General features: G+C 47.4%; 24 protein-coding genes. 17 read left to right on the top strand and 7 right to left on the bottom strand.

Features of this window, described 5'->3' with window-relative positions; all coding sequences use genetic code 11:
* The first annotated feature begins 33 nt into the window (after positions 1-33).
* Genes gspD through EJ063_RS14865 form a run of 11 tightly spaced genes read left to right on the top strand, consistent with a single transcriptional unit; the run spans position 34 to position 10,307 of the window.
* On the top strand, positions 34-2,061 hold the full coding sequence (gene gspD / locus EJ063_RS14815; RefSeq protein ID WP_126575135.1) for a type II secretion system secretin GspD: 2,028 nt from the start codon (positions 34-36) through the stop codon (positions 2,059-2,061).
* The gene (gene gspE, locus EJ063_RS14820) at positions 2,061-3,551 is read left to right on the top strand and encodes a type II secretion system ATPase GspE (RefSeq protein ID WP_126575136.1); all 1,491 of its coding nucleotides are present in this window, start codon (positions 2,061-2,063) and stop codon (positions 3,549-3,551) included. Before gspD ends, gspE begins: the two co-directional genes overlap by 1 nt.
* On the top strand, positions 3,551-4,774 hold the full coding sequence (gene gspF / locus EJ063_RS14825) for a type II secretion system inner membrane protein GspF (RefSeq protein ID WP_126575137.1): 1,224 nt from the start codon (positions 3,551-3,553) through the stop codon (positions 4,772-4,774). Before gspE ends, gspF begins: the two co-directional genes overlap by 1 nt.
* Positions 4,775-4,811: 37 nt before the next feature.
* Positions 4,812-5,255, top strand: a complete 444-nt coding sequence (gene gspG / locus EJ063_RS14830; RefSeq protein ID WP_126575138.1) for a type II secretion system major pseudopilin GspG — start codon at positions 4,812-4,814, stop codon at positions 5,253-5,255.
* Positions 5,256-5,274: 19 nt separating this feature from the next.
* A complete protein-coding gene (gspH, locus tag EJ063_RS14835; protein WP_126575139.1) occupies positions 5,275-5,862 on the top strand; it encodes a type II secretion system minor pseudopilin GspH in 588 nt (195 codons plus the stop codon).
* Complete coding sequence (gspI, locus tag EJ063_RS14840; RefSeq protein WP_126575140.1) at positions 5,849-6,205, top strand: type II secretion system minor pseudopilin GspI; 357 nt, start codon at positions 5,849-5,851, stop codon at positions 6,203-6,205. The genes gspH and gspI overlap by 14 nt, the downstream gene beginning before the upstream one ends.
* Positions 6,192-6,851, top strand: coding sequence for a type II secretion system minor pseudopilin GspJ (gene gspJ, locus EJ063_RS14845; RefSeq protein WP_126575141.1), 660 nt, complete (start codon positions 6,192-6,194; stop codon positions 6,849-6,851). The genes gspI and gspJ overlap by 14 nt, the downstream gene beginning before the upstream one ends.
* Positions 6,844-7,854 carry a type II secretion system minor pseudopilin GspK gene (gspK, locus tag EJ063_RS14850; RefSeq protein WP_126575142.1) on the top strand — a complete coding sequence of 337 codons (1,011 nt, stop codon included), beginning with the start codon at positions 6,844-6,846 and terminating at the stop codon, positions 7,852-7,854. The genes gspJ and gspK overlap by 8 nt, the downstream gene beginning before the upstream one ends.
* Positions 7,823-9,037: a type II secretion system protein GspL gene (gspL, locus tag EJ063_RS14855; protein ID WP_126575143.1), complete on the top strand. Its 1,215-nt coding sequence runs from the start codon at positions 7,823-7,825 to the stop codon at positions 9,035-9,037. The genes gspK and gspL overlap by 32 nt, the downstream gene beginning before the upstream one ends.
* A gap of 9 nt (positions 9,038-9,046) precedes the next feature.
* Positions 9,047-9,538, top strand: coding sequence for a type II secretion system protein M (locus EJ063_RS14860; RefSeq protein WP_126575144.1), 492 nt, complete (start codon positions 9,047-9,049; stop codon positions 9,536-9,538).
* Between the two features lie 4 nt (positions 9,539-9,542).
* Positions 9,543-10,307: a type II secretion system protein N gene (locus EJ063_RS14865; RefSeq protein ID WP_126575145.1), complete on the top strand. Its 765-nt coding sequence runs from the start codon at positions 9,543-9,545 to the stop codon at positions 10,305-10,307.
* Between the two features lie 53 nt (positions 10,308-10,360).
* Here the strand turns inward: EJ063_RS14865 and envZ are convergent, their stop codons facing one another.
* Both envZ and ompR read right to left on the bottom strand, forming a co-directional pair.
* Complete coding sequence (gene envZ / locus EJ063_RS14870; RefSeq protein ID WP_126575146.1) at positions 10,361-11,668, bottom strand: two-component system sensor histidine kinase EnvZ; 1,308 nt, start codon at positions 11,666-11,668, stop codon at positions 10,361-10,363.
* Positions 11,669-11,749: 81 nt separating this feature from the next.
* Positions 11,750-12,469 carry an osmolarity response regulator transcription factor OmpR gene (gene ompR / locus EJ063_RS14875; protein ID WP_126575147.1) on the bottom strand — a complete coding sequence of 240 codons (720 nt, stop codon included), beginning with the start codon at positions 12,467-12,469 and terminating at the stop codon, positions 11,750-11,752.
* A 173-nt stretch (positions 12,470-12,642) separates the two neighbouring features.
* On the opposite strand from ompR, the gene greB reads away from it, so the two are divergent.
* Entirely contained in the window at positions 12,643-13,122 is a 480-nt protein-coding gene (gene greB / locus EJ063_RS14880) for a transcription elongation factor GreB (protein ID WP_126575148.1), read from the top strand.
* A gap of 36 nt (positions 13,123-13,158) precedes the next feature.
* On the opposite strand, the gene EJ063_RS14885 is transcribed toward greB, so the two are convergent.
* Positions 13,159-15,024 carry a putative ATP-dependent zinc protease gene (locus EJ063_RS14885; RefSeq protein ID WP_126575149.1) on the bottom strand — a complete coding sequence of 622 codons (1,866 nt, stop codon included), beginning with the start codon at positions 15,022-15,024 and terminating at the stop codon, positions 13,159-13,161.
* Positions 15,025-15,294: 270 nt separating this feature from the next.
* Here EJ063_RS14885 and EJ063_RS14890 point away from each other — a divergent pair, with 270 nt between their 5' ends.
* A complete protein-coding gene (locus EJ063_RS14890) occupies positions 15,295-17,619 on the top strand; it encodes a Tex family protein (protein ID WP_126575150.1) in 2,325 nt (774 codons plus the stop codon).
* 96 nt (positions 17,620-17,715) lie between these two features.
* Here EJ063_RS14890 and EJ063_RS14895 read toward each other — a convergent pair whose 3' ends face one another.
* Entirely contained in the window at positions 17,716-18,186 is a 471-nt protein-coding gene (locus EJ063_RS14895; RefSeq protein ID WP_126575151.1) for an ATP-dependent Lon protease, read from the bottom strand.
* A gap of 125 nt (positions 18,187-18,311) precedes the next feature.
* Positions 18,312-19,103 (bottom strand): pimeloyl-ACP methyl ester esterase BioH, encoded by a 792-nt coding sequence (bioH, locus tag EJ063_RS14900; protein ID WP_126575152.1) that lies wholly within the window; start codon positions 19,101-19,103, stop codon positions 18,312-18,314.
* Positions 19,104-19,314: 211 nt separating this feature from the next.
* Here bioH and EJ063_RS14905 point away from each other — a divergent pair, with 211 nt between their 5' ends.
* The 4 genes from EJ063_RS14905 (at position 19,315) to cysQ (ending at position 22,084) form a co-directional block, all read left to right on the top strand.
* Entirely contained in the window at positions 19,315-19,854 is a 540-nt protein-coding gene (locus tag EJ063_RS14905; protein WP_341866957.1) for a phosphoribosyltransferase family protein, read from the top strand.
* A gap of 86 nt (positions 19,855-19,940) precedes the next feature.
* Positions 19,941-20,528: a Fe-S biogenesis protein NfuA gene (gene nfuA / locus EJ063_RS14910; protein WP_126575154.1), complete on the top strand. Its 588-nt coding sequence runs from the start codon at positions 19,941-19,943 to the stop codon at positions 20,526-20,528.
* Between the two features lie 130 nt (positions 20,529-20,658).
* On the top strand, positions 20,659-21,204 hold the full coding sequence (nudE, locus tag EJ063_RS14915; protein ID WP_126575155.1) for an ADP compounds hydrolase NudE: 546 nt from the start codon (positions 20,659-20,661) through the stop codon (positions 21,202-21,204).
* 52 nt (positions 21,205-21,256) lie between these two features.
* Entirely contained in the window at positions 21,257-22,084 is an 828-nt protein-coding gene (gene cysQ / locus EJ063_RS14920) for a 3'(2'),5'-bisphosphate nucleotidase CysQ (protein ID WP_126575156.1), read from the top strand.
* 124 nt (positions 22,085-22,208) lie between these two features.
* On the opposite strand, the gene recG is transcribed toward cysQ, so the two are convergent.
* Together recG and trmH are read right to left on the bottom strand one after the other, a co-directional pair.
* On the bottom strand, positions 22,209-24,287 hold the full coding sequence (recG, locus tag EJ063_RS14925) for an ATP-dependent DNA helicase RecG (RefSeq protein WP_126575157.1): 2,079 nt from the start codon (positions 24,285-24,287) through the stop codon (positions 22,209-22,211).
* 250 nt (positions 24,288-24,537) lie between these two features.
* Positions 24,538-25,221 (bottom strand): tRNA (guanosine(18)-2'-O)-methyltransferase TrmH, encoded by a 684-nt coding sequence (gene trmH, locus EJ063_RS14930; RefSeq protein WP_126575158.1) that lies wholly within the window; start codon positions 25,219-25,221, stop codon positions 24,538-24,540.
* Between the last annotated feature and the right edge of the window lie 7 nt (positions 25,222-25,228).

The following is a 25,228-nucleotide window of genomic DNA, read 5'->3' on the forward strand; positions in this document are numbered from 1 at the left end:
TCGCTGATGCGGCAGCCATTTGAGGAGTAAAGAGTGAACCATTGGCTTAAGAAAAGCGTGTGGCTTTTAGCAGGAAGCTTATTAACATCTCCTGCAATCGTGGCAGCAAATGATTTTAGTGCGAGCTTCAAAGGAACTGACATTCAAGAGTTCATCAACATTGTTGGCCGCAATCTAGAAAAAACCATCATCGTCGACCCGTCTGTTCGAGGCAAAGTGGATGTACGCAGCTATGACATGCTGACGGAAGAGCAATACTACAGCTTTTTCCTTAACGTGTTAGAAGTGTATGGTTTTGCTGTCGTTGAAATGGATAACGGCATTTTAAAGGTGATTAAAGCGAAAGACGCGAAGACCTCTGCGGTGCCCGTTGTTGGGGATGGCTCCATCCAAGGTGATGAAGTGGTCACTCGTGTTGTCGCCGTCCGTAATGTCTCTGTTCGTGAACTCTCTCCTTTATTACGTCAGCTGAACGATAACGCCGGTGCGGGTAACGTTGTGCATTACGACCCTGCCAATATCATTCTTATTACCGGTCGAGCAGCGGTAGTGAACCGTTTGGCTGATATTATCAAGCGCGTCGATCAAGCGGGTGACAAAGACATTGAAGTGGTTGAGCTCGATAACGCTTCTGCCGCTGAAATGGTCCGCATTGTTGAAGCACTAAACAAAACGACCGATAACAAGAATACGCCAGCTTTCTTGCAGCCTAAGCTAGTGGCCGATGATCGTACCAACTCCATCTTGATCTCGGGCGATCCTCAAGTTCGTCAACGTCTACGTCGATTGATCCAACAACTTGATATTGAAATGGCTTCAAAAGGTAATAACCGTGTGGTTTACCTTAAGTATGCAAAAGCAGAAGAGCTGGTCGATGTACTTAAAGGCGTTTCCGACAACCTACAAGCAGAAAAGACCTCTGGCAGTAAGCAAGGCGCAAGTGCAAAGCGTGGAGACGTAATGATTGCCGCGCACCCTGGCACCAATGCGCTGGTTCTGACTGCGCCGCCAGATATCATGAATGCGTTACAAGATGTCATTGCTCAGCTGGATATTCGCCGTGCTCAGGTTCTGATTGAAGCGCTGATTGTCGAAATGGCCGAAGGTGATGGCATCAATCTAGGTGTCCAGTGGGGCTCTCTAGAAAATGGTGCCATGATTCAATATGGCAACACGGGTGCGCCGATTGGTCAGGTTATGGTTGGCTTAGAAGAAGCAAAAGACACCACGACTACAACGGCTGTTTATGACAGTGATGGTAATTTCCAACGCAATGAAACCACCACGGAAGAAGGTGATTATTCTACCTTGGCGGCAGCATTAGGTGGCCTAAATGGTGCAGCGCTTAGTATTGCGATGGGTGATTGGACAGCGCTGATTAGTGCTGTGTCGACAGACTCAAACTCTAACATCCTATCCTCGCCGAGTATTACTGTCATGGATAATGGCGAAGCGTCGTTTATTGTTGGTGAAGAAGTACCTGTTTTGACCGGCTCAACATCGGGCTCAAACAACGATAATCCATTCCAAACCGTTGATCGTAAAGAAGTGGGCATCAAGCTAAAAGTCGTGCCACAAATCAATGAAGGTAACTCGGTTCAGCTGAACATTGAGCAAGAAGTTTCTAACGTACTGGGCGCAAATGGCGCGGTTGATGTGCGTTTTGCTAAGCGTCAGCTGAATACCTCGGTGATGGTTGAAGATGGTCAAATGATTGTCCTGGGCGGTTTGATTGATGAGCGAGCGCTAGAAAGTGAGTCAAAGGTACCGCTGTTGGGCGATATCCCTTACTTAGGCCATCTGTTCAAATCGACCAGTACTCAAGTTGAAAAGAAAAACCTGATGGTCTTCATCAAGCCAACCATCATTCGTGATGGCATGACGGCGGATGGTATCACTCAGCGTAAATATAACTTCATTCGTGCAGAGCAGTTGTATAAAGCCGACCAAGGCTTAAAGCTGATGGACGATGCGCATATTCCGGTGCTGCCGAAATTTGGTGATGAGATCCGCCATCCTGTTGAGATTCAAGCTTTCCTTGACCAGATGGATGTTCAGTAATGGATTTAGAAAACCCATCTTACTTTAAGCGCTTACCGTTTAGTTTTGCGAATCGCTTCAAGTTGGTGCTAGAGCCGAGTGAACAAGGGCTCATGTTGTACTTCATAGAGCCTCTCGCGATTGATGCCCTGCGTGAAGTGAAACGTGTTTGCCCTCAGCCTTTTGCTTTACAGGCTCTATCTAAAGAGGTGTTTGATAGCAAGCTTACTGAAGCGTACCAACGTGGCTCTTCAGAGGCTCGTCAGCTGATGGAAGATATTGGTGCCGATAACGATGACTTCTTCTCCTTGGCAGAAGACTTACCTCAAGACGAAGACTTATTGGAGTCTGAAGACGATGCGCCGATCATCAAGCTGATAAACGCCATGCTCGGTGAAGCGATCAAAGAAGGTGCGTCCGACATTCACATTGAGACGTTTGAAAAGAGTTTATTGATTCGTTTTCGCGTTGATGGTGTCCTGCGTGATGTTCTTTCCCCAAGCCGTAAGCTGGCCCCTTTGCTGGTATCGCGTGTGAAGGTAATGGCAAAGCTGGATATCGCAGAAAAACGCGTCCCTCAAGATGGACGAATTTCTCTGCGCATTGGTGGCAGAGCGGTGGATGTGCGTGTTTCTACTATGCCTTCTTCGCATGGAGAACGCGTGGTGATGCGTCTATTGGATAAGAACGCCACCCGCCTTGATCTCCAGAGCTTAGGCATGACCGACGTGAATCATGAGGCATTTGGCCAAATGATTCAGCGTCCTCATGGCATTATATTAGTTACAGGCCCAACCGGTTCGGGTAAGTCGACCACCCTGTATGCTGGCTTAAGTGAGATTAACAGCAACGAGCGCAATATCCTGACGGTTGAAGACCCAATTGAATTTGATATCGACGGCATTGGTCAAACTCAGGTAAACCCGAAAGTCGATATGACGTTTGCGCGTGGCTTACGTGCCATTTTGCGTCAAGACCCTGATGTGGTGATGGTGGGTGAGATTCGAGATCTAGAGACGGCACAGATTGGTGTTCAGGCCTCGCTAACTGGTCACTTAGTCATGTCAACACTGCACACCAATACCGCGGTGGGTGCCATTACTCGCCTGCGTGATATGGGCATTGAACCATTTCTGATTTCCTCTTCTTTATTGGGCGTTTTGGCTCAACGTTTAGTGCGCACTTTATGCCCAGATTGTAAGCAGCCTTATGAAGCAGAGAAAGAAACCAAGAAGTTATTCGGTTTAAAGAAGAAAGAAGATCTGACCTTATACCGAGCGTGTGGCTGTGAATCTTGTAATTACAAAGGTTATCGAGGTCGTACCGGTATTCATGAACTACTGGTTGTTGATGAAGAAGTTCAAGAGCTGATTCATAGCGAAGCGGGAGAACAAGCGATTGAGAAATGCATTCGTGAGCGCACGCCAAGCATTCGCCAAGATGGTTTAAATAAGGTTCGCCAAGGTATTACCTCGCTTGAAGAAGTCATGCGTGTGACCAAGGAAAGCTAATGGCTGCATTTGAATACAAAGCGTTAGATGCTAAAGGTAAATCGAAGAAAGGCGTTATTGAAGGTGATAACGCTAGGCAGGTGCGCGCTCGTTTAAAAGAACAAGGCTTGGTGCCGGTTGAAGTGACTGAAACGCGACAAAAAGCGAAAAAGCAGAGCAGTTCATCAGTATTCCAATTCAAACGTGGTTTAAGCACGCCAGATTTGGCTTTGATTACTCGTCAATTGGCGACGTTAGTTCAATCCGGAATGCCGTTGGAAGAGTGTCTAAGAGCGGTATCTGAACAGTCAGAAAAACCACGTATTCGCACTATGCTGCTGGCTGTGCGCTCGAAAGTGACAGAAGGCTACACCCTAGCGGACAGCTTAGCTGACTACCCTCACGTATTTGATGAGCTGTTTCGCTCTATGGTATCGGCGGGTGAAAAATCAGGGCATTTGGATTCTGTCTTAGAGCGTTTAGCGGATTACGCAGAAAATCGTCAGAAACTACGTTCTAAGCTTCAACAAGCGATGATCTACCCAGTCGTGCTGGTGGTTTTTGCTGTGGGTATTGTCGCCTTCTTATTGGCCGCCGTCGTACCGAAAATTATTGGTCAGTTTGTTCAGATGGGGCAAGAGCTGCCTCAATCCACTCAGTTTCTTTTGGCATCAAGTGACTTCATCCAGAATTGGGGCTTGGTGTTATTGATCGCTCTATTCGTCAGTATTTATCTTGCTAAATGGCTGCTGAGTCGACCTGCTATCCGCCTCAGCTGGGATAGAAAAGTCATTTCATTTCCTCTTATTGGCAAGATTGCTCGAGGCTTAAATACCTCGCGCTTTGCTCGTACATTGTCGATTTGTACATCGAGCGCGATCCCCATTTTAGATGGAATGCGTGTTGCGGTGGATGTCATGTCGAACCATTACGTCAAGCAGCAGGTCTTAGTTGCAACGGACAATGTTCGTGAAGGGGCAAGCTTGCGTCGTGCTCTTGACCAAACCAAGCTGTTTCCACCGATGATGCTGCACATGATCGCCAGTGGTGAACAGAGTGGTGAGTTGGAAAGTATGTTAACGCGCGCCGCGGATAACCAAGATGCGAACTTCGAATCGACCATCAATATTGCTTTAGGCATTTTTACCCCAGCACTGATCGCCCTTATGGCGGGTTTGGTGCTGTTTATCGTGATGGCAACTCTGATGCCAATCTTAGAAATGAATAACTTAATGAGTTCATAACCGTTTTAGCCGTGCTAAAGCGCTTTGGGAGAGAACAATGAATAAAAAAATGAAGAAACAGTCAGGTTTTACCTTACTAGAAGTCATGGTTGTGGTCGTAATCTTGGGCATTCTTGCTAGTTTTGTGGTACCGAACTTACTTGGTAACAAAGAAAAAGCCGATCAACAAAAAGCGATCACCGATATTGTTGCGTTAGAAAATGCCTTGGATATGTACAAGCTTGATAACAGTGTTTACCCATCAACAGACCAAGGCCTAGACGCACTAGTGACTAAGCCATCAAGCCCAGAGCCACGTAATTATCGTGACGGTGGTTACATCAAGCGTCTTCCAACAGACCCATGGGGCAATGATTACCAATACCTAAGCCCTGGCGATAAAGGCAATGTCGATATCTTTACTCTAGGCGCTGATGGCCAAGAAGGTGGCGAAGGTGTCGCCGCAGATATTGGTAACTGGAATATCCAAGATTTTCAGTAAGCAGTCGGTTTACCCTCTAATGAAGCACCGGTATTCGGGATTTACGTTACTTGAGATTTTACTGGTACTGGTGCTGATTTCTTTGGCATCGGTAGCGGTTATCTCAACCTTGCCCGTAAATGCTGAAGACAGTGCAAAAAAATACGCTCAATCCCTTTACCACCGAGTCCAACTTCTCAATGAAGAAGCGATTCTTAGCGGACGGGATTATGGCTTGTATATCGAAGAAAAAAAGTCGGCTTACAATGTCTATCAACTGGCTTCTAAGGGATGGCAGCGCCTTTCAGGTGAGGGCATTCCTGATAGAACAGAGCTCCCTGAAGGGTTAACGATTTCATTGACGTTAGGTGGAAACGTTTGGGCCGACAAAGAGCGGTTGTTCAAGCCTGGAAGCTTGTTTGATGAAGAGATGTTTGCCGAATACGAAGAGGAAAAACGCTTACCTCCACCTCAAGTCTTCATTGTATCGAGCGGTGAAGTGACGCCATTTACCGTGGCGATTCATCCTGAAAGTCGGGATGCTGGCAATGATGCATGGCGTATTATCGCGAAAGAGAATGGGCAGATTGTACTGCGAGCACCAGGAGAGAGCGATGAGGAAGAGTGATCGTGGCTTCACCTTGCTAGAAGTGTTGGTTGCATTGGCTATCTTTGCCACCGCTGCTATTGCGACTATTCGCTCGGTCAGTCAGCACATCAATACACTGAACTTTCTTGAAGAAAAAACCTTCGCGGCGATGGTCGCCGATAACCAGATGGCCAAAGTGATGCTATCAGGCAGTAAACCGAACAAAGCTAAAGGAAAAGAAACGCTTGCCGAGCGAGAGTGGTATTGGAGTGTGGAGCCTGTGCAGACCGCTGGAGATATGTTGCAAGCCTTTGATGTTAAAGTCGCAACCACTGCCAAGGGCTCGCCCGTAGTGACGGTAAGAAGTTATGTCCCTAAGTAAGAGTCGTCCAATCAAGCGCAGCCAAGGCTTCACTTTGATTGAAGTGCTGGTGGCAATCGCGATTTTTGCCAGTTTAAGTGTCGGTGCTTATCAAGTGTTAAATCAAGTGCAGCGCAGCAATGAGATCTCGTTGGAGCGTAGTGAACGGCTGAAAGCTCTGCAGCGCACATTGGTGTTTATGGATAATGATTTTCGTCAGATGGCGCTACGCCAATCCAGAACCAATGGCGAGTCGCCCTCAGCGAAGCTTATTCAGTGGCAAGACTATTTGCTCGACTCTGATACGAAGGGAGTCATGTTTACGCGGTTAGGTTGGCATAACCCACAACAACAATTTCCAAGAGGTGAGGTCAGCAAAGTTGGCTATCGCATCAAAGATGATAGCTTGGAGCGAGTTTGGTGGCGTTATGTTGATACGCCAGCGGGGCAAGAAGGGATTGTTATGCCACTGCTGACTGGCGTTGAGTCGTTTGATATGCGTTTTTATGATGGCTCTCAATGGTCGAACAATTGGCAGCAAGATTACCGATTACCCAAAGCGGTTTCCGTCGTCTTAATGTTAGAGGATTACGGTAAAATCGAGCGCATCTATTTAACCACCGGAGCAGGATTAGAACAGGCTCAGCAGGGTGAGACAGATGGCTAAGAAGCAGCGTGGCGTTGCGCTTATTATTATCTTATTGCTACTGGCGGTCATGGTCAGTATTGCAGCGACAATGGCTGATCGGTTGTTCAGTCAGTTTAAGCGAGCGACGAACCAAATTAATTACCAGCAAGCTTACTGGTATACGCTCGGCGCTGAAGCGTTAGCTAAGGTTGGGATCGAGCAGAGTTTTAAAGATTCAGAGACAATTAACTTATCTCAACCCTGGGCGCTAGAAGAGCAAACGTACCCTCTAGACTTTGGAACATTAACCGGACGACTGGTCGATAAGCAGGCATGCTTTAACATCAACGCTCTAGCGGGAGTTGAAGCGGTAGCCGGGTCAAACCAAGAACCTTACTTGGTGGCCACTTTTCAACACCTACTTGAAGAGTTAGAGGTTGAAAACTATCAGGCAGAAACGATCGCTCACTCTTTGTGGGAATTTGTTGATAGCAATAATTCTGTAAATTCAGCGAGTGGTGTGGAGGATGGCTTTTATGAGTCAATGTCTCCGGCTTATATGACAGCAAACAGCCTGCTTGCTGATGCGTCAGAAATGAGGGCAATACAGCAAGTCTCGGGTGACGTGGTGAACAAAGTTCGCCCTTATATTTGCGCCTTGCCAGCTGCTGATTTGCGGTTGAACGTTAACACGATTGCCCCAGATCAAGCGGCTTTGCTTGTGGCACTGTTTCACCCAACTCTTGGTTTAGATAAAGCGAAAAAAGTCTTGGAGAACCGCCCGTTCGATGGCTGGGCAAGTGTGGATGACTTTTTACAAGAACAACAATTTTCTGCCATTACAGACGAGCAGAAAAAACAGGCTAAGGGTTATTTGTCGATAACCACAGCGTATTTTGAATTGGATGCTGAATTGTTGGTTGGCGATTCTCGAATGAGGGTACGCAGCTTACTATTCAGTGAGAACAAAGAAACTGCGACGGTGATTCGCCGTCGCTTCGGAGGTATCGGTGAACGAGTTTCTGATCGTTCGACTGAGTAATCATACCGAGCAAACCGTCCAATGGATTGTTTGGTCGGAGTCGCAAAAGGAAGTGATTGCGAGCGGAGAATTGGCAAATCGCTCTGCTCTAGCTGAACTGAGTAGCTATGCGCAAGGTCGTCGCATCATTGTTTTGCTTTCTGCGCAAAGCCTAGTGCTTAAAGACGTCGAGATTCCAGCTGGGGCAAGCCGCCAGTTTGAGTCGATGCTGCCTTATGTACTGGAAGACGATTTGGCACAAGATGTTGAGCAATTGCATTTCACCGTATTTGAGCGGAGCAAAGAACACGCTCAAATATGTGCGGTCGATACTGAGTTCCTAACGCAAGTGCTGAATGATTTCACTGACATGGGCAGCCAAGTGCATCAAGTGATACCCGATGTATTGGCCTTGCCAACAGGTGATGGCATTTCTGCGGTTGAGCTTGATGGGCAGTGGTTGCTGAAGAAGTCTATGTTCAATGGAATGTCGATTGAATCAGGCTGGTTGGGGCTAATTGCGCAATCAGATTGGGTTAAGCAAGAAGAACACTTCTTACCACTGACCGCTTATTCAGCTTTACCGGCAGAGCTGTCATTGGCTGAAGAGCAGTCATGGAAAAATGGTGAACCTAAACTGGTGATGCAGTTACTGGCAGAGCAAGCCGTATCCAGCAAAATTAACCTGTTGTCAGGACAGTTTAAACCCAAGTCATCATTTAATCGTTACTGGAAGGTATGGCAGAAAGTCGCGATAGCCGCGATATTCTTAGTGGCGGTCATCGTGGTGGATAACGTACTTCAAATCCAACAATATGAGTCGCAAGCCACGGCTTACCGAGCTGAGAGCGAACGTATTTTCCGTCAGTCTCTACCGGGGAAAACTAAAATCCCGACGGTGAGCTATTTAAAACGAGAGATGGAGCGAGAAGCGACTCGCTTGTCTGGTGGCGGTAACAGTCATGCACTCTTGAAGCTAGTGGTGCAGCTTCCACCGCTGCTGAAACAGGTGCCGAGCTTGAATCTCACCAGTTTCAAATATGACAGTGGTCGAAATGAGATTCGTCTGCAGGCTCAAAGTAATGACTTTCAAACCTTTGAAAAAGCAGAGCAACTACTGGCAACGAAGTTTGCTGTTGAGCAAGGACAAATCAACCGCAGTGGTGGCAGCGTCAATGGCTCATTTATCTTGAAGCCGTTGTAGGGAATGAATATGGAAAAATTAATCACACCTTTACAAGCATGGTGGCAAAGTATCTCTCAGCGTGAGCAACGCCTTGTGGTTGTGGGTGCCATGCTGCTGATTGTCGGTATCCTGTATTGGGGCATCATCGAGCCTGTGGCCACTCGTGCCGAGAATGCGCAAATGCGTATTCAGAGTGAAAAGCAGCTGCTTTCTTGGGTTAAAAATAAGGCCGATGAGATCCAACAACTGAAAGGTCAGGGCGGTTCAAGTATTTCGAACTTACCGATCAATCAAGCGGTGTCATCGAGTGTTTCACGGTTTAAGGTCGAGTTGATTCGAGTTCAGCCTCGTGGTGAAGAGTTTCAAGTATGGATAGCGCCGATGCCGTTCAATCAATTCATGAATTGGATCCGCTATCTACAAGAGACGTACGGTATCGGCGTTGTCTTTCTTGATATCGACAAAGGGGCTCAGGAAGGGCTGATTGACGTTAATCGACTGCAGTTTGGCCGAGGGTGATCGTGTGAAAAAAGCCGTTTTATCAGCAGTTGTGTTAACGGGCGTTGTCTCCGCGAGCGCGTTAGTCCATCTGCCTGCTCAGTTTGTTGTTCAGTATGCCCCTTTACCGAGTCAGCTGAAGGTAGTTGGTGTTGAAGGCACAGTATGGCAGGGCTCTGCGTACCAAGTGGAATGGGCAGGACAAAAATTGGGTGAACTGAATTGGCAGCTTCATCCAAGCAAGTTGTTGACTGCCACGCTTGAAGCGAATGTCAGATTTGGTCGCGGCAGCGATATGGATGTTCAAGGTCGTGGGATCTTAGGTTATGGCCCAAGTGGAGCTTATGCCAAAAATCTTATTGCTTCCGTCCCGATTGAATCGGTGATGAAGGTGGTTCCGAGCTTACCCGTTCCACTTGAGTTGGATGGTCAGGTTGAACTGAGTTTACGCGACTACCAATATGCTGCGCCTTACTGTCAGTCTGCAGAAGGGAGTGTGGTGTGGAATACAGAGACTATTGGCTCGCCGTTAGCCAACTTGACTGTTGGCCCTGTTGTGGCCCAGTTACAGTGCCAAGATAGCCAGATTGATATTACGGCTGACCAGCAAAGTAAGCAGGTAACGAGTGAAGCCAAGGTTAGCCTAAGCGCTGATGGTCGCTATAGTGCCACCGCATGGTTTAAACCGGAAGGCGATTTTCCTAGCGAGCTAAGCCAACAGTTAAAGTGGTTACCAAACCAAGCTGATCAAGAGGGCAAATATCCGTTTAGTTACAACGGCCGTTTGTGATTTTCGTATTTGGCTTTATCGATTAAAAAGGGCAACGTTTGTTGCCCTTTTTGCTATTTGTCTGCAGGAAAACTGATTTGAACTTTGAGTCCACCGCCGCTGCGATTGTTGACGATCACTGAGCCATTATGTTGGCTGAGTATACGTTTAACGATGGCGAGCCCTAGCCCTGTCCCTTCGCTGCCACGAGCGGTATCCCCACGAGTAAAGGGTTCAAACAGCTTACCGATTTGACTCTGTTCAATACCAGGCCCGTTATCTTCCACACATACCCAGACCAGCTTGTTATCTGCTGTGATACCAGTGCTGACTTTTATCCAACCATTGCCGTAGCGAATTGCGTTCACAACCAGGTTGCTGACTGCCCGTTTAATTGCAATCGCACTGCCGAGTGTTTCCTTCATCGGCTTGTGCAGCTCGGTTTCGATTTGTACTTCGTACCCACCTTCCGATGACGCCACATCGCTGGCAATGTCATTGAGATCGACAGGAATAAACGACTCTTTGTTTACTGGCTTTAGGTAGTCCATAAATTGGCTAATGATTTCATTACACTCTTCGGTATCGCTGATGATGCCTTCGGCCAAATAGCTGTCTTCAGGGGACATCATCTCTGTCGCCAAACGAATGCGGGTCAAAGGAGTGCGAAGGTCATGGCTAATGCCTGCCATCAGCAAAGCTCGGTCTTCTTCGAGTGCCTGAATGCCTTTCGACATTTGGTTAAACGCCCGAGTCACAGAGCGAATTTCTGATGCGCCTTTTTCAGGCAGTGGAGGCGGAATTTCACCTCGACCGACGCCTTTAGCGGCTTTCTCCAACGCAATTAGGGGGCGATTTTGCAAACGAATGAATAACCAACCGCCAGCGACAATCAGTAAGGCCATGATCAAGCTGTTGCGAAACAGCGGAGTAAAATCTTCTTCTTGTAACTCGGAGAGTGGAATACGCAGTAGTGAGTCTGGAAGGGACTCAATGCTCATCCAAAGAATATAGCTCTCACTGCCAAGCATCATCCGCACATCGGTCGGTGAGCCAAGCTCGTTACTCATCTCCTCACTCATCAAATCGATCGTCACAGCGTGGTAATACTCATCGGCGACAGGACTGTCTTTGGCGTGGATGGTGACGCCAAGCTGCTCCAGAACGCGTCTTCGAAGCGGAGCATCCATTTCAAGGCCGTCTTCCATGGAAGCTGAGTCATCGAGCATCAAGTTGATTTCGTGCCCTAAGATTTTATTGAACTGCTGCAAACTGGGCATCAGGGCGTAATTGAATACCGCGTAGTATGAGTAAACCTGACTGGCAATCAGCAAGGTGAGAAAGATAAAGATGGATTGAGTAAATGAGCTGCGAATGCGCATAACACCAACCTTAAGCGAGTGGCAGAGGTCAAAACAAAGAGTGCGAGACTCAGTCTCGCACTCTATTAATAAGATTGAATCTTAAGCTTCTTTACCATCAGGAACAAAAACGTAGCCTAAGCCCCAAACGGTTTGAATGTATCGTGGCTTGCTTGGGTCAATTTCAAGCATGCGACGTAAACGTGAGATTTGAACGTCAATGGAACGTTCCATCGCAGAGTATTCACGGCCACGAGCCATGTTCATTAGCTTGTCGCGCGACATCGGTTCACGGGCGTTGGTAACAAGAGCTTTGAGTACCGCAAATTCACCTGACGTGAGCGGCATTGCTTCGTCACCGCGGAACATTTCACGAGTACCAAGGTTCAAGCGGAAGTCACCAAACTCAACCACAGACTCTTCACTGCTTGGCGCACCAGGCAGCTCAGTCGTTTGACGGCGCAGAACGGCTTTAATGCGAGCCAGCAGTTCACGTGGGTTGAATGGTTTTGGTAGGTAGTCATCTGCACCAACTTCAAGACCAACGATACGGTCGATTTCATCGCCTTTCGCTGTCAGCATCAGAATTGGTAGTGTGCTGTTGGCATTGCGTAGACGGCGACAAATAGACAGGCCATCTTCACCTGGCAACATCAAATCCAGTACCATCAAGTGGAACGTTTCGCGGGTTAGCAGGCGGTCCATCTGTTCACTGTTAGCAACACTACGAACTTGGAATCCTTGTTCTGATAAGTAGCGCTCTAGAAGGGCACGCAGTCGTGCGTCATCATCAACAACTAAGATTTTATGATTTTCTTGCATGTAATAGTTCCACCTATTGAATAAGCTAACGCAATGATGCGTAACGAGCAGTTACTGGTTTGCGTAACTTAAAATGTAACACTGTTCCGATGCTATTGGCGCAAAGAATTGTTAACGTTTATTTCCTTTTTAGCTAATGTATATCGGAACTTCAATTTAATAGCGTCAGAAATATGAAAACAAACCTAATAACGCGAGAAGGCTTTGACCGATTAAAGAAAGAACTCGACTTTCTGTGGAAGGAAGATCGTCCAGAAGTCACCAAAAAAGTGACTTGGGCTGCGAGCTTAGGGGATCGCAGTGAGAACGCTGACTATCAGTACAACAAGAAACGTTTGCGTGAAATCGACCGCCGAGTGCGATATTTAAGAAAGCGCCTAGAGCAAGTTAAAGTGGTTGATTACTCTTCGCAGCAAGAAGGCAAAGTTTTTTTTGGCGCTTGGGTAGAAATTGAAAATGACGCAGGTGATGTGAAATCGTTTCGCATTGTTGGGCCAGATGAAATTTACGGCGATGCCAAGGGATACATTTCGATTGATTCGCCAATGGCACGAGCGCTTCTCAAGAAAGAAGTGGATGACGAGTTTAGCGTGAAGACCCCTGATGGATTCAAAGAGTGGTTTATAAACCAAATTCGCTACAGCGCTGAATAAAATTAAGCCCCGCATCTTGCGGGGCTTTGGTTTGTATTATTTCTCGTAGTCCGGTTTGTCGGTGACGATATAGTCAGTATCACTGGCGACAACCGCGCCGTATTTAAGGAAGTTCTTGCCAAGAATCATGCTGTAATGGAAGCGGCTGCGGTCTTGCAAGTTGACCCTGATTTTCTTCTCTAGGTCACCGAGTGAAACGTGCATTTCCACCACAGGACGTACATTGGCCTTTTCACCTTTCTTAGCCGTGATAGTCATGGTATCGACGACCTCACGGGTAAATTTCTTCTCAGCTCCCGTATCATTTTGATAGGTGAAGCTCACCATCTTCTTGCCGTCTTTCTTAAACTGTTTGATGTTTTGAGCGTTGATAGAGCTTACGTCTGCACCGGTATCAAGCTTAACCGGAAACTCCATTCCCTCGACGGTAGCCACTTCGATATGGCCGGCTTTAAACAGTGGGTAAGGGTCAAGTAAGTGGTCTGTTCGGGTGTTGATTAACACGCCGTTTTTCGACATCTTTTGCCCAATGATGAAGTAATCGTCCACTTCATTTTCATCGAGAACATCAATGGCGTAGCGCATCTCTACCGGTTTGCCGTATAGGTCAAATGTGCCAAATACGACTGGTCGAACTGACTTGCCAACACGAAGCTTTTTGTTAATAGGTTTGGAAAACTGCTGAACATCACCTTGAGCATTGGTCAGGTAGTAAGTGACCCACTCTTTGCCTTTTTTCTCAAACATCTCAAAGCTGGCGACTTTGAGTAGTGGGGTTTTAACCACCGTCGACGCTTTGGCTTCTAGGCGAATACCATCTAAGGTAATGTCTTCTTCTCCAGAGACCTGCATCGCTTTTGAATTTAGGTTGAATGATTTAGCTGAGCCATCGAGAAGAGACTGCTGGCTAGTATCAATCATAAAACGTTTGTTAAGCGTTCCTTTGCCAAGGCGAAGTTGCGTGCTGTACTTGCTGCGATCAGTAAGGTAAACCATCCAGAACTGATCGTTATTGTTGGCTTCAATCGGTACAAACACCAATGGACGTTCTTCGCCTTCAACGTTGAGCATGCGCACTAACGGGCGAGTCAATTCACTCTGTTTTCCATCTTGGTCTTCAATGGTGAACGTGACTTGCTGCTGATCGTCAATGGATATATGGGTGGCATTTAGCGCACTGTAGTTATTTTGGAATGAATAACTGACTTTTTGAGCGAGTCCATCAATGGTGACTTGCTCTTTCTTGCCGATCAGCTGGGCATTTTTTTGCTCTTGAAGGTAGTCGTATCCGGCAAATACCCAGGCGTTATCATCTAGGTAAGTTTTGCCGATCAAAATAGGCGCAGAAAATTGAGTCCGTTCGGTCAGGTTGACGACGGTTTCAACGGTGTGGCCTGCAATCGTCATCGGCAGTTTTATCGCAGGGCGAAGAATTGGCTTTTCACTGGTGCGGCTGCGAATTGCACTGACATGCTCTAGATCATCGGTAACGGTAATATCTTGGCCCGTGTATGGGTGAGGCATAGTGAAGCTCACCGTGACTTGATAAGGAATAAACGTGTCGGCGTTCCATTTCGCTTTGGTGCCACCCAAATCATCAATAATGGCCCAAAGAAGCTTGTTGTCCTTCAGGTGCTTAAATTCTGGATTAGCACTGGTAACGTGGATATTGTCGGCGTGCATAGAAGTGGTGTCTGCACCGGTATCAATCTTGCCCGCAAAAGAAATGCCCGAAAACTCTTTGATGTCGTCGAGGTAAACACTTTCCACTCGCCCTAAAACGAGTTTGTCATCCAGTTGGTAAACGGGCTTTTGCGTAGTGGCAGAAATAGATTCTGCCCATGCGATAGAGGAGGTCAGCAACGAGCCAGCCAAGGCGACTGCCAGTGATAATTTGTGCATTATTATTTTCCGCGCCTATATGAGTAATTTTTTAGAGTTCATACAGATAGTAGGCAGTTTTTAGCCAAGAAGTTTAGGAATTAGCGCTAGTTTTGACACAAATTTGACCAATGTCCTACTTAATCTCACTTTTTATCGACTAGTTTTCGGTACTGCCTCGAAAGCATTGCAAATTCTGTACGTTACCCCAATATATTTACCCATATCGACAGCGTTGAAGCGCAATGAGGCGCAAGCTGATACACCCATTAGAATTAAGAGAACACACGGATGAGCCAAGCTATCTGTAATTTGATTGCTCAAGAACTGAATGTTCGCACTGAGCAAGTCACTGCTGCTGTAAACCTGATTGATGACGGCAACACCGTCCCATTTATTGCTCGTTACCGTAAAGAAGTGACCGGCGGCCTTGATGATACCCAACTGCGTAACCTTGATAGTCGTTTATCTTATCTACGTGAGTTGGATGACCGCCGCCAAACTATTCTTAAGTCAATTCAAGAACAAGGTAAGTTAACGGCTGAGCTCGAAGCGGAAATTACGCAAGCGGACAGTAAAACTCGCCTAGAAGACCTGTACCTACCATACAAGCCAAAGCGTCGCACCAAAGGCCAAATCGCGATTGAAGCGGGTTTAGAGCCTCTTGCAGACAAGCTTTGGAATGAACCTCAGACAGAGCCTGAGAGTGAAGCCGCTCAGTACGTTGATGCGGATAAAGGCATTGCGGATATTAAAGCGGCGCTAGATGGTGCTCGCGCTATCGTGATGGAGCGTATTGCTGAAGATGCGAACCTGCTTGAAAAAATCCGTCAGCACTTAACGCGTAACGCTGAGCTAGTGGCCCGTGTTGTTGATGGTAAGCAGCAAGAAGGTGAAAAGTTTAAAGACTACTTCGAGCACAATGAAGCGCTGAGCAAAGTGCCATCTCACCGTGCACTTGCGATGCTACGTGGCCGTAACGAAGGTTTCTTAACGTTGGCAATGAATGCTGACCCTGCGCAAGAAGAAGGCGCACGTCAGTCTTACTGCGAGACGATCATCAGTGACCATTACGGTATTTCTTTGAGCAGTGCACCTGCAGATGCTTGGCGTAAACAAGTGATCAGTTGGGCATGGCGCATCAAAGTATCGATGCACATGGAAACTGAGCTAATGGGCGCAATGAAAGAGCGTGGCGAAATTGAAGCGATTGAAGTCTTTGCCACCAACTTAAAAGATTTGTTGATGGCGGCTCCGGCAGGCCCTCGCGCGACATTAGGTCTTGATCCTGGTTTACGTACTGGTTCTAAAATTGCGGTTGTTGACTCGACCGGTAAGGTGCTCGCAACCGAGACCATCTACCCACATCCCCCACAAAAACAGTACGACAAATCTGCGCAAATCGTTGATGCGTTAGTACGTAAATACAATGTCGATTTAATTGCGATTGGTAATGGTACCGCTTCACGTGAAACGGACAGCTTTGTCGCTGACCTGATCAAGCGCGGCAACCTGAAAGTACAGAAAATCATGGTCAGTGAAGCGGGGGCTTCGGTCTACTCTGCGTCAGAACTTGCCGCGAACGAGTTCCCGAACTTAGACGTGTCACTGCGTGGCGCGGTGTCGATTGCTCGCCGTCTACAAGACCCTCTGGCAGAACTCGTGAAAATTGACCCGAAATCGATCGGTGTGGGTCAATACCAGCATGACGTAAGCCAATCCATGCTAGCAAAACGTCTGGATGCGGTCGTAGAAGATTGTGTGAACGCGGTAGGTGTGGATGTGAATACAGCTTCACCAGCCTTGCTGACTCGAGTCGCTGGTCTTTCAAGTACCATCGCACAAAACATTGTTGATTACCGTGACGAGAATGGTCGCTTTGAAGCGCGTACAACGCTGAAGAAAGTGGCTCGTCTTGGGCCTAAGGCGTTTGAGCAGTGTGCTGGTTTCTTACGAATCATGGATGGCAAAAACCCACTGGATTCGTCATCGGTTCACCCAGAAGCGTACCCGGTGGTAAAAGCCATTGCTGAGAAAAATCAAAAAGATGTCAAAGCACTGATTGGTGATACTCAGTTCCTACGTGGCTTGCATGCAGTGGACTACACCGATGAAAACTTCGGTGTGCCTACCGTAACTGACATCATTAAAGAGCTCGATAAGCCGGGTCGTGACCCTCGCCCTGAATTCAAAACGGCGACCTTTGCTGATGGAGTGAACTCAGTCTCCGATCTAGAGCCGGGCATGGTGCTAGAAGGTGTAGTATCTAACGTGGCGAACTTCGGTGCGTTTGTCGATATCGGTGTTCACCAAGATGGCCTAGTGCATATTTCTGCGCTGACCGATCGTTACGTCTCTGACCCACGTGAAGTGGTGAAAGCGGGTGATATTGTCAAAGTGAAAGTGATGGAAGTGGACGTGCAGCGCAAGCGTATTGGTCTTTCTATGCGCTTAAATGATGAGCCGGGCCAAGACAACCGTTCTCAGCGTTCATCGGCACCTCGTGGTCAACAACGTCCACAGCAGGGTGGTCAACGTCGCCGAGAAGAGCCAAGTAACGGTAACAGCGCGATGGGTGGCGCATTTGCCGCTGCTTTTGCGAAAGCCAAACGTTAAGTCGACTTAGACATCGAAAAGACAAATCCCCGCAGTAGCAATACTAGCGGGGATTTTTTTGGGTATTACCTTATCGAGCAATCGCATGACAAGGTACTACAACACCGCAATTACATCAGAAGGGGTATTGGGTGCTACCGCATGGCCGTAATGAAATTTAATCACGGTCCTTCGTTTTGCCATCATCCCCTCTGCTATCGCCGCATCGATTATGCGTCTCGGTAATCGAAAACGCATGGCATAGCCTTTACCTTGATGTTCGCTATAACTTTCAAGTGAAAGCAGTTTAAACAGGCGATCGATAGGATCGTCGACCTGCTGCTGAGAAGCACTGACCACATCATCTACGTCTTCCGTCTCATAGCTAGGGTGCTCTGAAGGATCCCATGATGATTGCTTTCGGCGCTTGTCATCTGCTGTCACTTTACGTTCAGCGTTACTCTTGGCTAATGCAAGGGTTGGAGCAATCGGCTCACGGACTTTGTTGTCGCGCGCTGCTTGCTCAGTTTGCACATTAACCGATGGGGCGATCAGTGGAACGCTTACGTTCGTAGGTGATACGAGCATCGTTGGTCTCCTCACGCCCAACTTTTGGAGTGGTTACCCCGCCAGTTAGTCTATTTATCGACCAGTTTCTGAAAATGTTTAGTATTTCTACGAACGAGTAGCGTAAATGCAGAAAAGTCTGACGATTAAGAGGTGAACTGGCGTACTTTTTCACAAAACCCATCAAACTCGGTCATAAAGGGTGCATGAGAAGAAGCGGTAAAGGTGAAGCTTTCACTATCGGGATGCAGTTTGTCGACATCGCTAGCGACTTTAACTGGTACTAGACCATCCAATCGACCGTAAAGACGTAGCATTGGCATGGTGAGCTGTTCGAGTTCTGCTCGGTAATCAATGTCTGCCAGCAAATTCAACCCTGCCAGTAGAGAAGTTGGATTCGGCGTTGGGCGAGAGAGCACGGCTTTCTTGAGCTGTTTTACATCTTGCCTTGCTGATGGACTCCCCATTGCTTGTAACGCCATAAAGCGCTCAATTGTAAGCTGAAAATCTTCAACGAGTTGCTCGGTGAAATTGCTCAGCACGGCTGGTTGGATACCGCGCCATGGACGATCAGCAGAGAACTTCGGTGAACTGGCGACTGTGATGAGCTTCGTGACGCGTTCTGGGAAGTTTAAGGCGATATGAGTAGCGACTAATCCCCCCAAAGACCAACCTAACCAAATGGCACTTTTAGGTGCTTGTTGAAGAACCTGATTTGCCAGCTCTGACATATTTGAAAAGCTGGTTTGATGGCTATGACCAAAGCCGGGTAAGTCCACTACATGAACACAGTAGTGCTGGCTTAGATCATCAACGGTTTGCTGCCAGACTGCGCCATTCATCCCCCAACCATGAACAAGCACAATGTTTTGGCCGCTGCCGGTTGTCTGCCAATGCAAAGGTTCTGTCTTGATCTCACTCTGTACCACTTTATTCATCCTTAAGCTTGTGCCTGTGTGCTCACAATGGAAAGTCATTGCTGAGGGTTGAATCATGTTAACGCAAAGGATAAAGAAATACATCGCCGACCTGTTACCGCTCGATTGTGAGTTATGCGGGTTAACGAAAGCGTCTACTGAGCAAAGTTTTTGTCAGACTTGCTACTCATTGGTTACTTCACCACAGCGCTGCTTACGATGTGGGCTACCAATGAACACCGCACAATCGGTGTGCGGCACTTGTTTGCGCGACCCACCGGCTTGGCAAAGGTTGTATTGTGTTGGAAGCTATCAGCAGCCGCTGTCGGGCTATATCCATCAATTCAAATACGAAGGTCAATTCTTGCAGGCCGATAAGCTTGCTACGTTGCTCTCACCTCTTATTGAAAGTCCGGCAGAAGTGGTGACTTCTGTCCCTCTGCATTGGCAGCGATACATGAAGCGCGGGTTTAATCAGAGTGAGTTGCTGGCTGTGTCGTTAGCAAAGCAATTAGAGCGTCCTTATGTGCCGATGTTTCAGCGCGTTCAGGCGACTCAGCAGCAACAAGGTTTGAGTCGACAGCAGCGACAGGTGAATTTGGCGAACGCCTTTAAGCTAAAGTCTGTGAAAAACTACCAGCATGTCGCAATCGTTGATGATGTTGTTACTACAGGCAGTACGGTGCATCATTTATGCAAATTACTGCTTGATGCAGGCGTAAAAAGTGTTGATATTTACTGCATCTGCCGCACTCCTGACAGTGGAACTTAGCTGAATTTGATCAAAAGGCTAGATCTCTACATTTTCAGGAGTAAAATGGGCAATTAATAGCCTACAAAATTACTCAGGTATTCGTCGTGTCAAACTCTATTATTATTACAGAAACTGCCCAAAGTCACTTTGCTAACCTGCTAGGTCAGCAACCTGAGGGTACTAATATTCGCGTATTTGTCGTAAACCCAGGGACTCAAAATGCAGAGTGTGGTGTTTCTTACTGCCCTACAGAAGCGGTAGAATCTACGGATACCGAACTGAAATTTGAAGGCTTCTCAGCATTCATTGATGAATTAAGCCTACCGTTCTTAGAAGACGCAGAGATTGATTTTGTTACGGACAAAATGGGCTCTCAGCTAACATTGAAAGCACCAAACGCGAAAATGCGTAAAGTGTCTGATGATGCGTCTCTGATTGAGCGTGTAGAGTATGTTATCCAGACTCAAGTAAACCCTCAGCTAGCGGGCCATGGTGGTAACGTAAGCCTTGTAGAAATTACTGAAGAAGGCATCGCTATTGTTGCCTTTGGTGGTGGTTGTAATGGTTGTTCTATGGTTGATGTGACTCTAAAAGAAGGCATCGAGAAAGAACTTCTACAACAGTTTGAAGGTGAACTAACGGCCGTTCGTGATGCAACTGAGCATGACCGTGGCGATCACTCTTACTACTAAATAGTCGATCAGGTTATTTAACCGCATGAAATACATAGGGTTGGCATTGAATGTCAGCCCTTTTTTTGTTTTCAAAGCTGATGATTTTCTCATATATTAATAAACTCATTTATTGCTAGGGAGTGAGCTTGTGGCTAAACGGACTCCACCAGAAATTCTCGACAAGCAGACCGTAGCGAAATCTCGATTATTTGCGATTGAAGCGTTGGATCTGCGTTTTAGTAATGGCGAAGAACGTACCTATGAGCGCATGAAGCCAAGTGGCCGTAATGCGGTGATGATGGTACCGATTACCGCGCAAGGCGATATTTTGCTAGTACGCGAGTATGCAGCAGGCACAGAACGCTATGAACTGGGGTTTCCTAAAGGATTGATTGATCCTGGAGAAACGCCGGAGCAAGCGGCAGTGCGAGAGCTGAAAGAAGAGATTGGTCAAGGCGCGCATAAGTTAACGCCTTTGAAAGAAGTGATTTTAGCGCCGTCTTATTTCTCTAGCAAAATGACCCTATTTATCGCCGAAGATCTATACTCAGAAAAGTTAGAGGGCGATGAACCAGAACCATTAGATGTGGTTCGTTGGCCGTTAGCGCAAGCTGAAGAACTGCTGACGCACCTCGATTTTAGTGAAGCGCGCAGTATTACCGCGCTGTTACTCGCTCTACGCATTCTAAAATAATAACAATCTTCTTTGCTCAAAAGGAGTGAGGCGAGAGCGCCAAGGAATTTTTATGCCAATAACAGAAGACCTTTCCCATCATTTACCTTCCGTGATTGAGATTGCTCGCTCAGCCGGGCAGTTGATCCTCGATATTTACGAGAAAAAAGAGTACGAAGCGTTCACTAAAAGTGACGAAACGCCCGTAACCAGTGCGGATATTGCGGCACACAAGTTGATTGTTGAAAAGCTGTCTGACTTAACGCCTGACATCCCAGTGTTGTCGGAAGAAGCGGCTGACATCAGCTTAGATAAACGCTCACAGTGGGATCGTTACTGGTTAGTCGATCCACTGGATGGCACGCAAGAGTTCATTGCTCGCAGTGGTGACTTTGCGACGATTATTGCGTTAATAGAAAACAACAAGCCAGTGATGGGCGTCGTGTATGGCCCTGTTTCTGGTGTGACGTATTACGCTTACCACGGCAAAGGCGCGTGGAAGATTCCTGACTTGAGTGAAAGTGTACGCATTAAATCGCATCAGCATGATGGCCCTAAGAGCCCAATTGCGATGGCGATCAGTCGTCGCCAAGATATTAATCGTATTACAAGTCGCATGAGCAGTGCTTGGAACTACGATTTGGTCCCATTAGGCTCTGCGGCTTTGAAAGCTTGTTTGGTTGCCGAAGGCGCTGTCGATTGCTATTTACGCTTAGGACCGACGGGTGAATGGGATACCGCTGCGACGCAATGTATTGTTGAAGAAGCGGGTGGGCGTATCTTGAGTACTCAACTAGAGCCGCTTTCATACAACGAGCGTGAGTCGTTAGAGAACCCGAACTTTATTGTGTTGGGTGATGAAAACTTACCTTGGGATGAGATTCTGAAGGTGAAGGACTAGAGAATCGATATCGTCACTCCATAGAGTGACGAAGGAGCGAGTAGGGAGTCTTTGTAAGTTCTCTACTTGCTTTATGGGATCCCCAACTCGTTCGTTCCTCACTCTTGAGGATGACAGCCTATCACTATGCCTTCGAATAGACATCCCTATCACCAAGCCAGCGATCAATAATCGCAATGGCATTATCTGGGTAACTGTCGTGAATATGGCGTGCGATGCGCTGAACTTCCGGAATCAGGCGTTGATCTCGAACTAAGTCAGCAATCTTGAAATCCGCCATGCCAGTTTGTTTGGTGCCGAGTAGTTCACCTGGGCCACGAATCTCCAAATCCCGTTGAGCAATCACAAACCCATCGTTGCTTTCACGTAGTACGCCTAAGCGTTTTTGCGCGGTTTTAGACAGCGGGGAGTGATAGAGCAATACACAGTGGCTCGCGACGCTACCTCGGCCTACACGGCCACGTAGCTGGTGGAGCTGAGCCAAACCTAAACGCTCTGGGTTTTCAATGATCATCAAACTTGAATTAGGCACATCAACGCCGACTTCAATCACGGTTGTTGCGACGAGTAAGTGCAGTCGATTCTCTTTGAAATCCTGCATCACCGCTTGTTTCTCTGCCGGTTTCATTCGCCCATGAACTAAACCAATCTTCACGTCCGGTAATTTTCTTTGCAGTTCTTCCGCAGTATCGGCCGCAGCTTGCGCTTCTAACACTTCTGATTCATCGATTAAGGTACACACCCAATACGCTTGTTTCCCTTCATTTAAACAGGCGTGACGAACTCGCTCGACAATATCCTCACGTTTGGTATCTGGAATGGCGACGGTTTGAATTGGCGTTCGACCCGGTGGCAGCTCGTCTATCACAGATGTTTCAAGGTCGGCATAGGCAGTCATGGCCAACGTTCGAGGAATCGGCGTAGCGGTCATAATTAACTGGTGCGGATAAGCGCCTTGCTTCTCGCCTTTCTCACGTAGCTCTAGGCGTTGGTGGACACCAAAACGGTGCTGCTCATCAATAATCACTAATGCTAAGTGGTGGAACTCAACATGTTCTTGGAATAGCGCGTGGGTCCCAACCACCATTTGCGCTTCGCCACTGGCAATTTTGCCCAGCTCCGCTTCTTTCGCTTTACCTTTGAGTTTGCCAGCCAGCCAGCCGACTTTGATATTCATTGGTTCGAGCCAATTGGCAAAGTTGATCGCATGTTGCTCGGCAAGCAGTTCCGTTGGGGCCATTAACGCAACTTGATAACCATGCTCAAGTGCCCGTAATGCTGCCAGTGCTGCAACCAAGGTTTTGCCTGAACCAACATCGCCCTGAACCAAGCGCATCATTGGATGAGGCTTTTCGAGGTCTTGTTCGATTTCTTGCACCACACGAGCCTGCGCATTGGTTGGCGAAAATGGCAGTTGGTTCAGAAGTTGTTGCTTGAGCTTGTCGCTTTTGGCTAGAGGCAGGGAAGTGTCTTGTTGGCCTTTACTGCGTACCGATAACATCGACAGATTCTGAGCAAGTAACTCTTCCATAATTAAGCGGATCTGCGCAGGGTGTTTACCTTCATCAAACTGTTCTAAGTCGATGTTAGGTGGTGGCCTATGGATGGTGTGCAGAGCCTGAGCGAGGGTCGTTTGTTGATCGTATAACCCATTAGGCAGTAATTCTTGTACCGCGGCTTTGTCGAGTAGCTCTAGCGCTTGGTCGGTTAAGTTACGCAGCGTGATTTGACGCAATCCATCGGTGGTTGGGTAAACCGGAGTCAGTGTTTGCTCAACATCGGTCTTTTGGTTTGGCGCATAGAATTTGTAATCAGGGTGAACGATTTCTAATCCGTAACCACCGCGCTTAATTTCACCATAAGCATGGACGGTCTTTCCTTCGGTGAAGTTGTTCTTCATTCCGGCGGTAAAGTTGAAAAAACGCAGTGTGATGGTGCCGTTACCGTCGCTGATTTTTACTGACAGCATCTTTCGCTTGCCAAATAGGGTATCAACGCTCATGACCTTGCCTTGAACGGCGGCCCACAATCCAGCGTGGAGTTTGACGATAGGGTAGATTCGTGTGCGATCTTCATAACGAAGAGGAAGATGGAACAGAAGATCTTGAACGGTATTAAGCCCAACTTTTGCGAGTTTTTCAGCGACTTTGGCGCCAACGCCAGTCAAAGAGGTGAGAGAAATCGCAGATAGCAGTTGGGACATAATCAAGCTCGGTAAGTCGTTCAATCTAATCTAGATAGTTAACCACCGAGCTGTGTTTTTGTACAGGATAAATTGAGGGAGGGCTAGGCTGTTTAGGCAAATATCATATTAGGAGAAGTGAAAATCTGTCATTCCATAGACTGACGAAGGAAGGAGTAGGGAATCTCTTAATTCATTGATTCACAAAAAGAGATCCCCAACTCGTTCGTCCCTCACTCTTGAGGATGACGAACGCTCGACAAAGAGAACGTTACTTCTTCTGCATCTCTGCCCACCACTCGTCGTCTGCTACGATCTGACCTTGGTCATCAAGCGGTGGGTAAGCCATGCCTTTGCGTTTAGCGACTTTGGCTAATACTGGGTGGCCACGCTCAAACAGTAGGCGGTGAATGGTTTCTTCTGGAACTGCACTGACTTCATTATCGTACATGCCAGCGGCTTCACGTTGACGCTGTGCTTCATACAGAATAACTGCACTGGCTACAGAAACGTTCAAAGACTGAACCATACCCACCATAGGCACGATGATGTCTTGATCGGCCAGTTGCTTGGCTTTTTCAGAAGCGCCGACCTTTTCACTGCCTAGAATGATTGCCGTTGGTTTGGTGTAGTCAATTTCACGAAAATCGACGGCGGTATCAGACAGGTTAGTTACCAACACTTGCATGCCTTGTGCTTTAAGCTCAGTAATTGCCTCTTCAATGCTATCGTGTGTATCGACATCAACCCAGTTACGAGCGCCTGCTGAAGTGTGGCTTAAGGTGCGCATCTCGTTTGGCCACACTGCATGGATCTTATGGATACCAGTTGCATCTGCTGTGCGAATTACAGCGGAAACGTTGTTTGGCTTGTGGACCTCCTCAAGACATAGTGTTAGGTCTGCCTGACGTGCTTTTAGGACTTCTTGAATACGGTTGTAACGTTCTAAATTCATAACTCTT

It is taken from the genome of Vibrio aquaticus (assembly GCF_003970385.1).
Lineage (GTDB): Bacteria > Pseudomonadota > Gammaproteobacteria > Enterobacterales > Vibrionaceae > Vibrio > Vibrio aquaticus.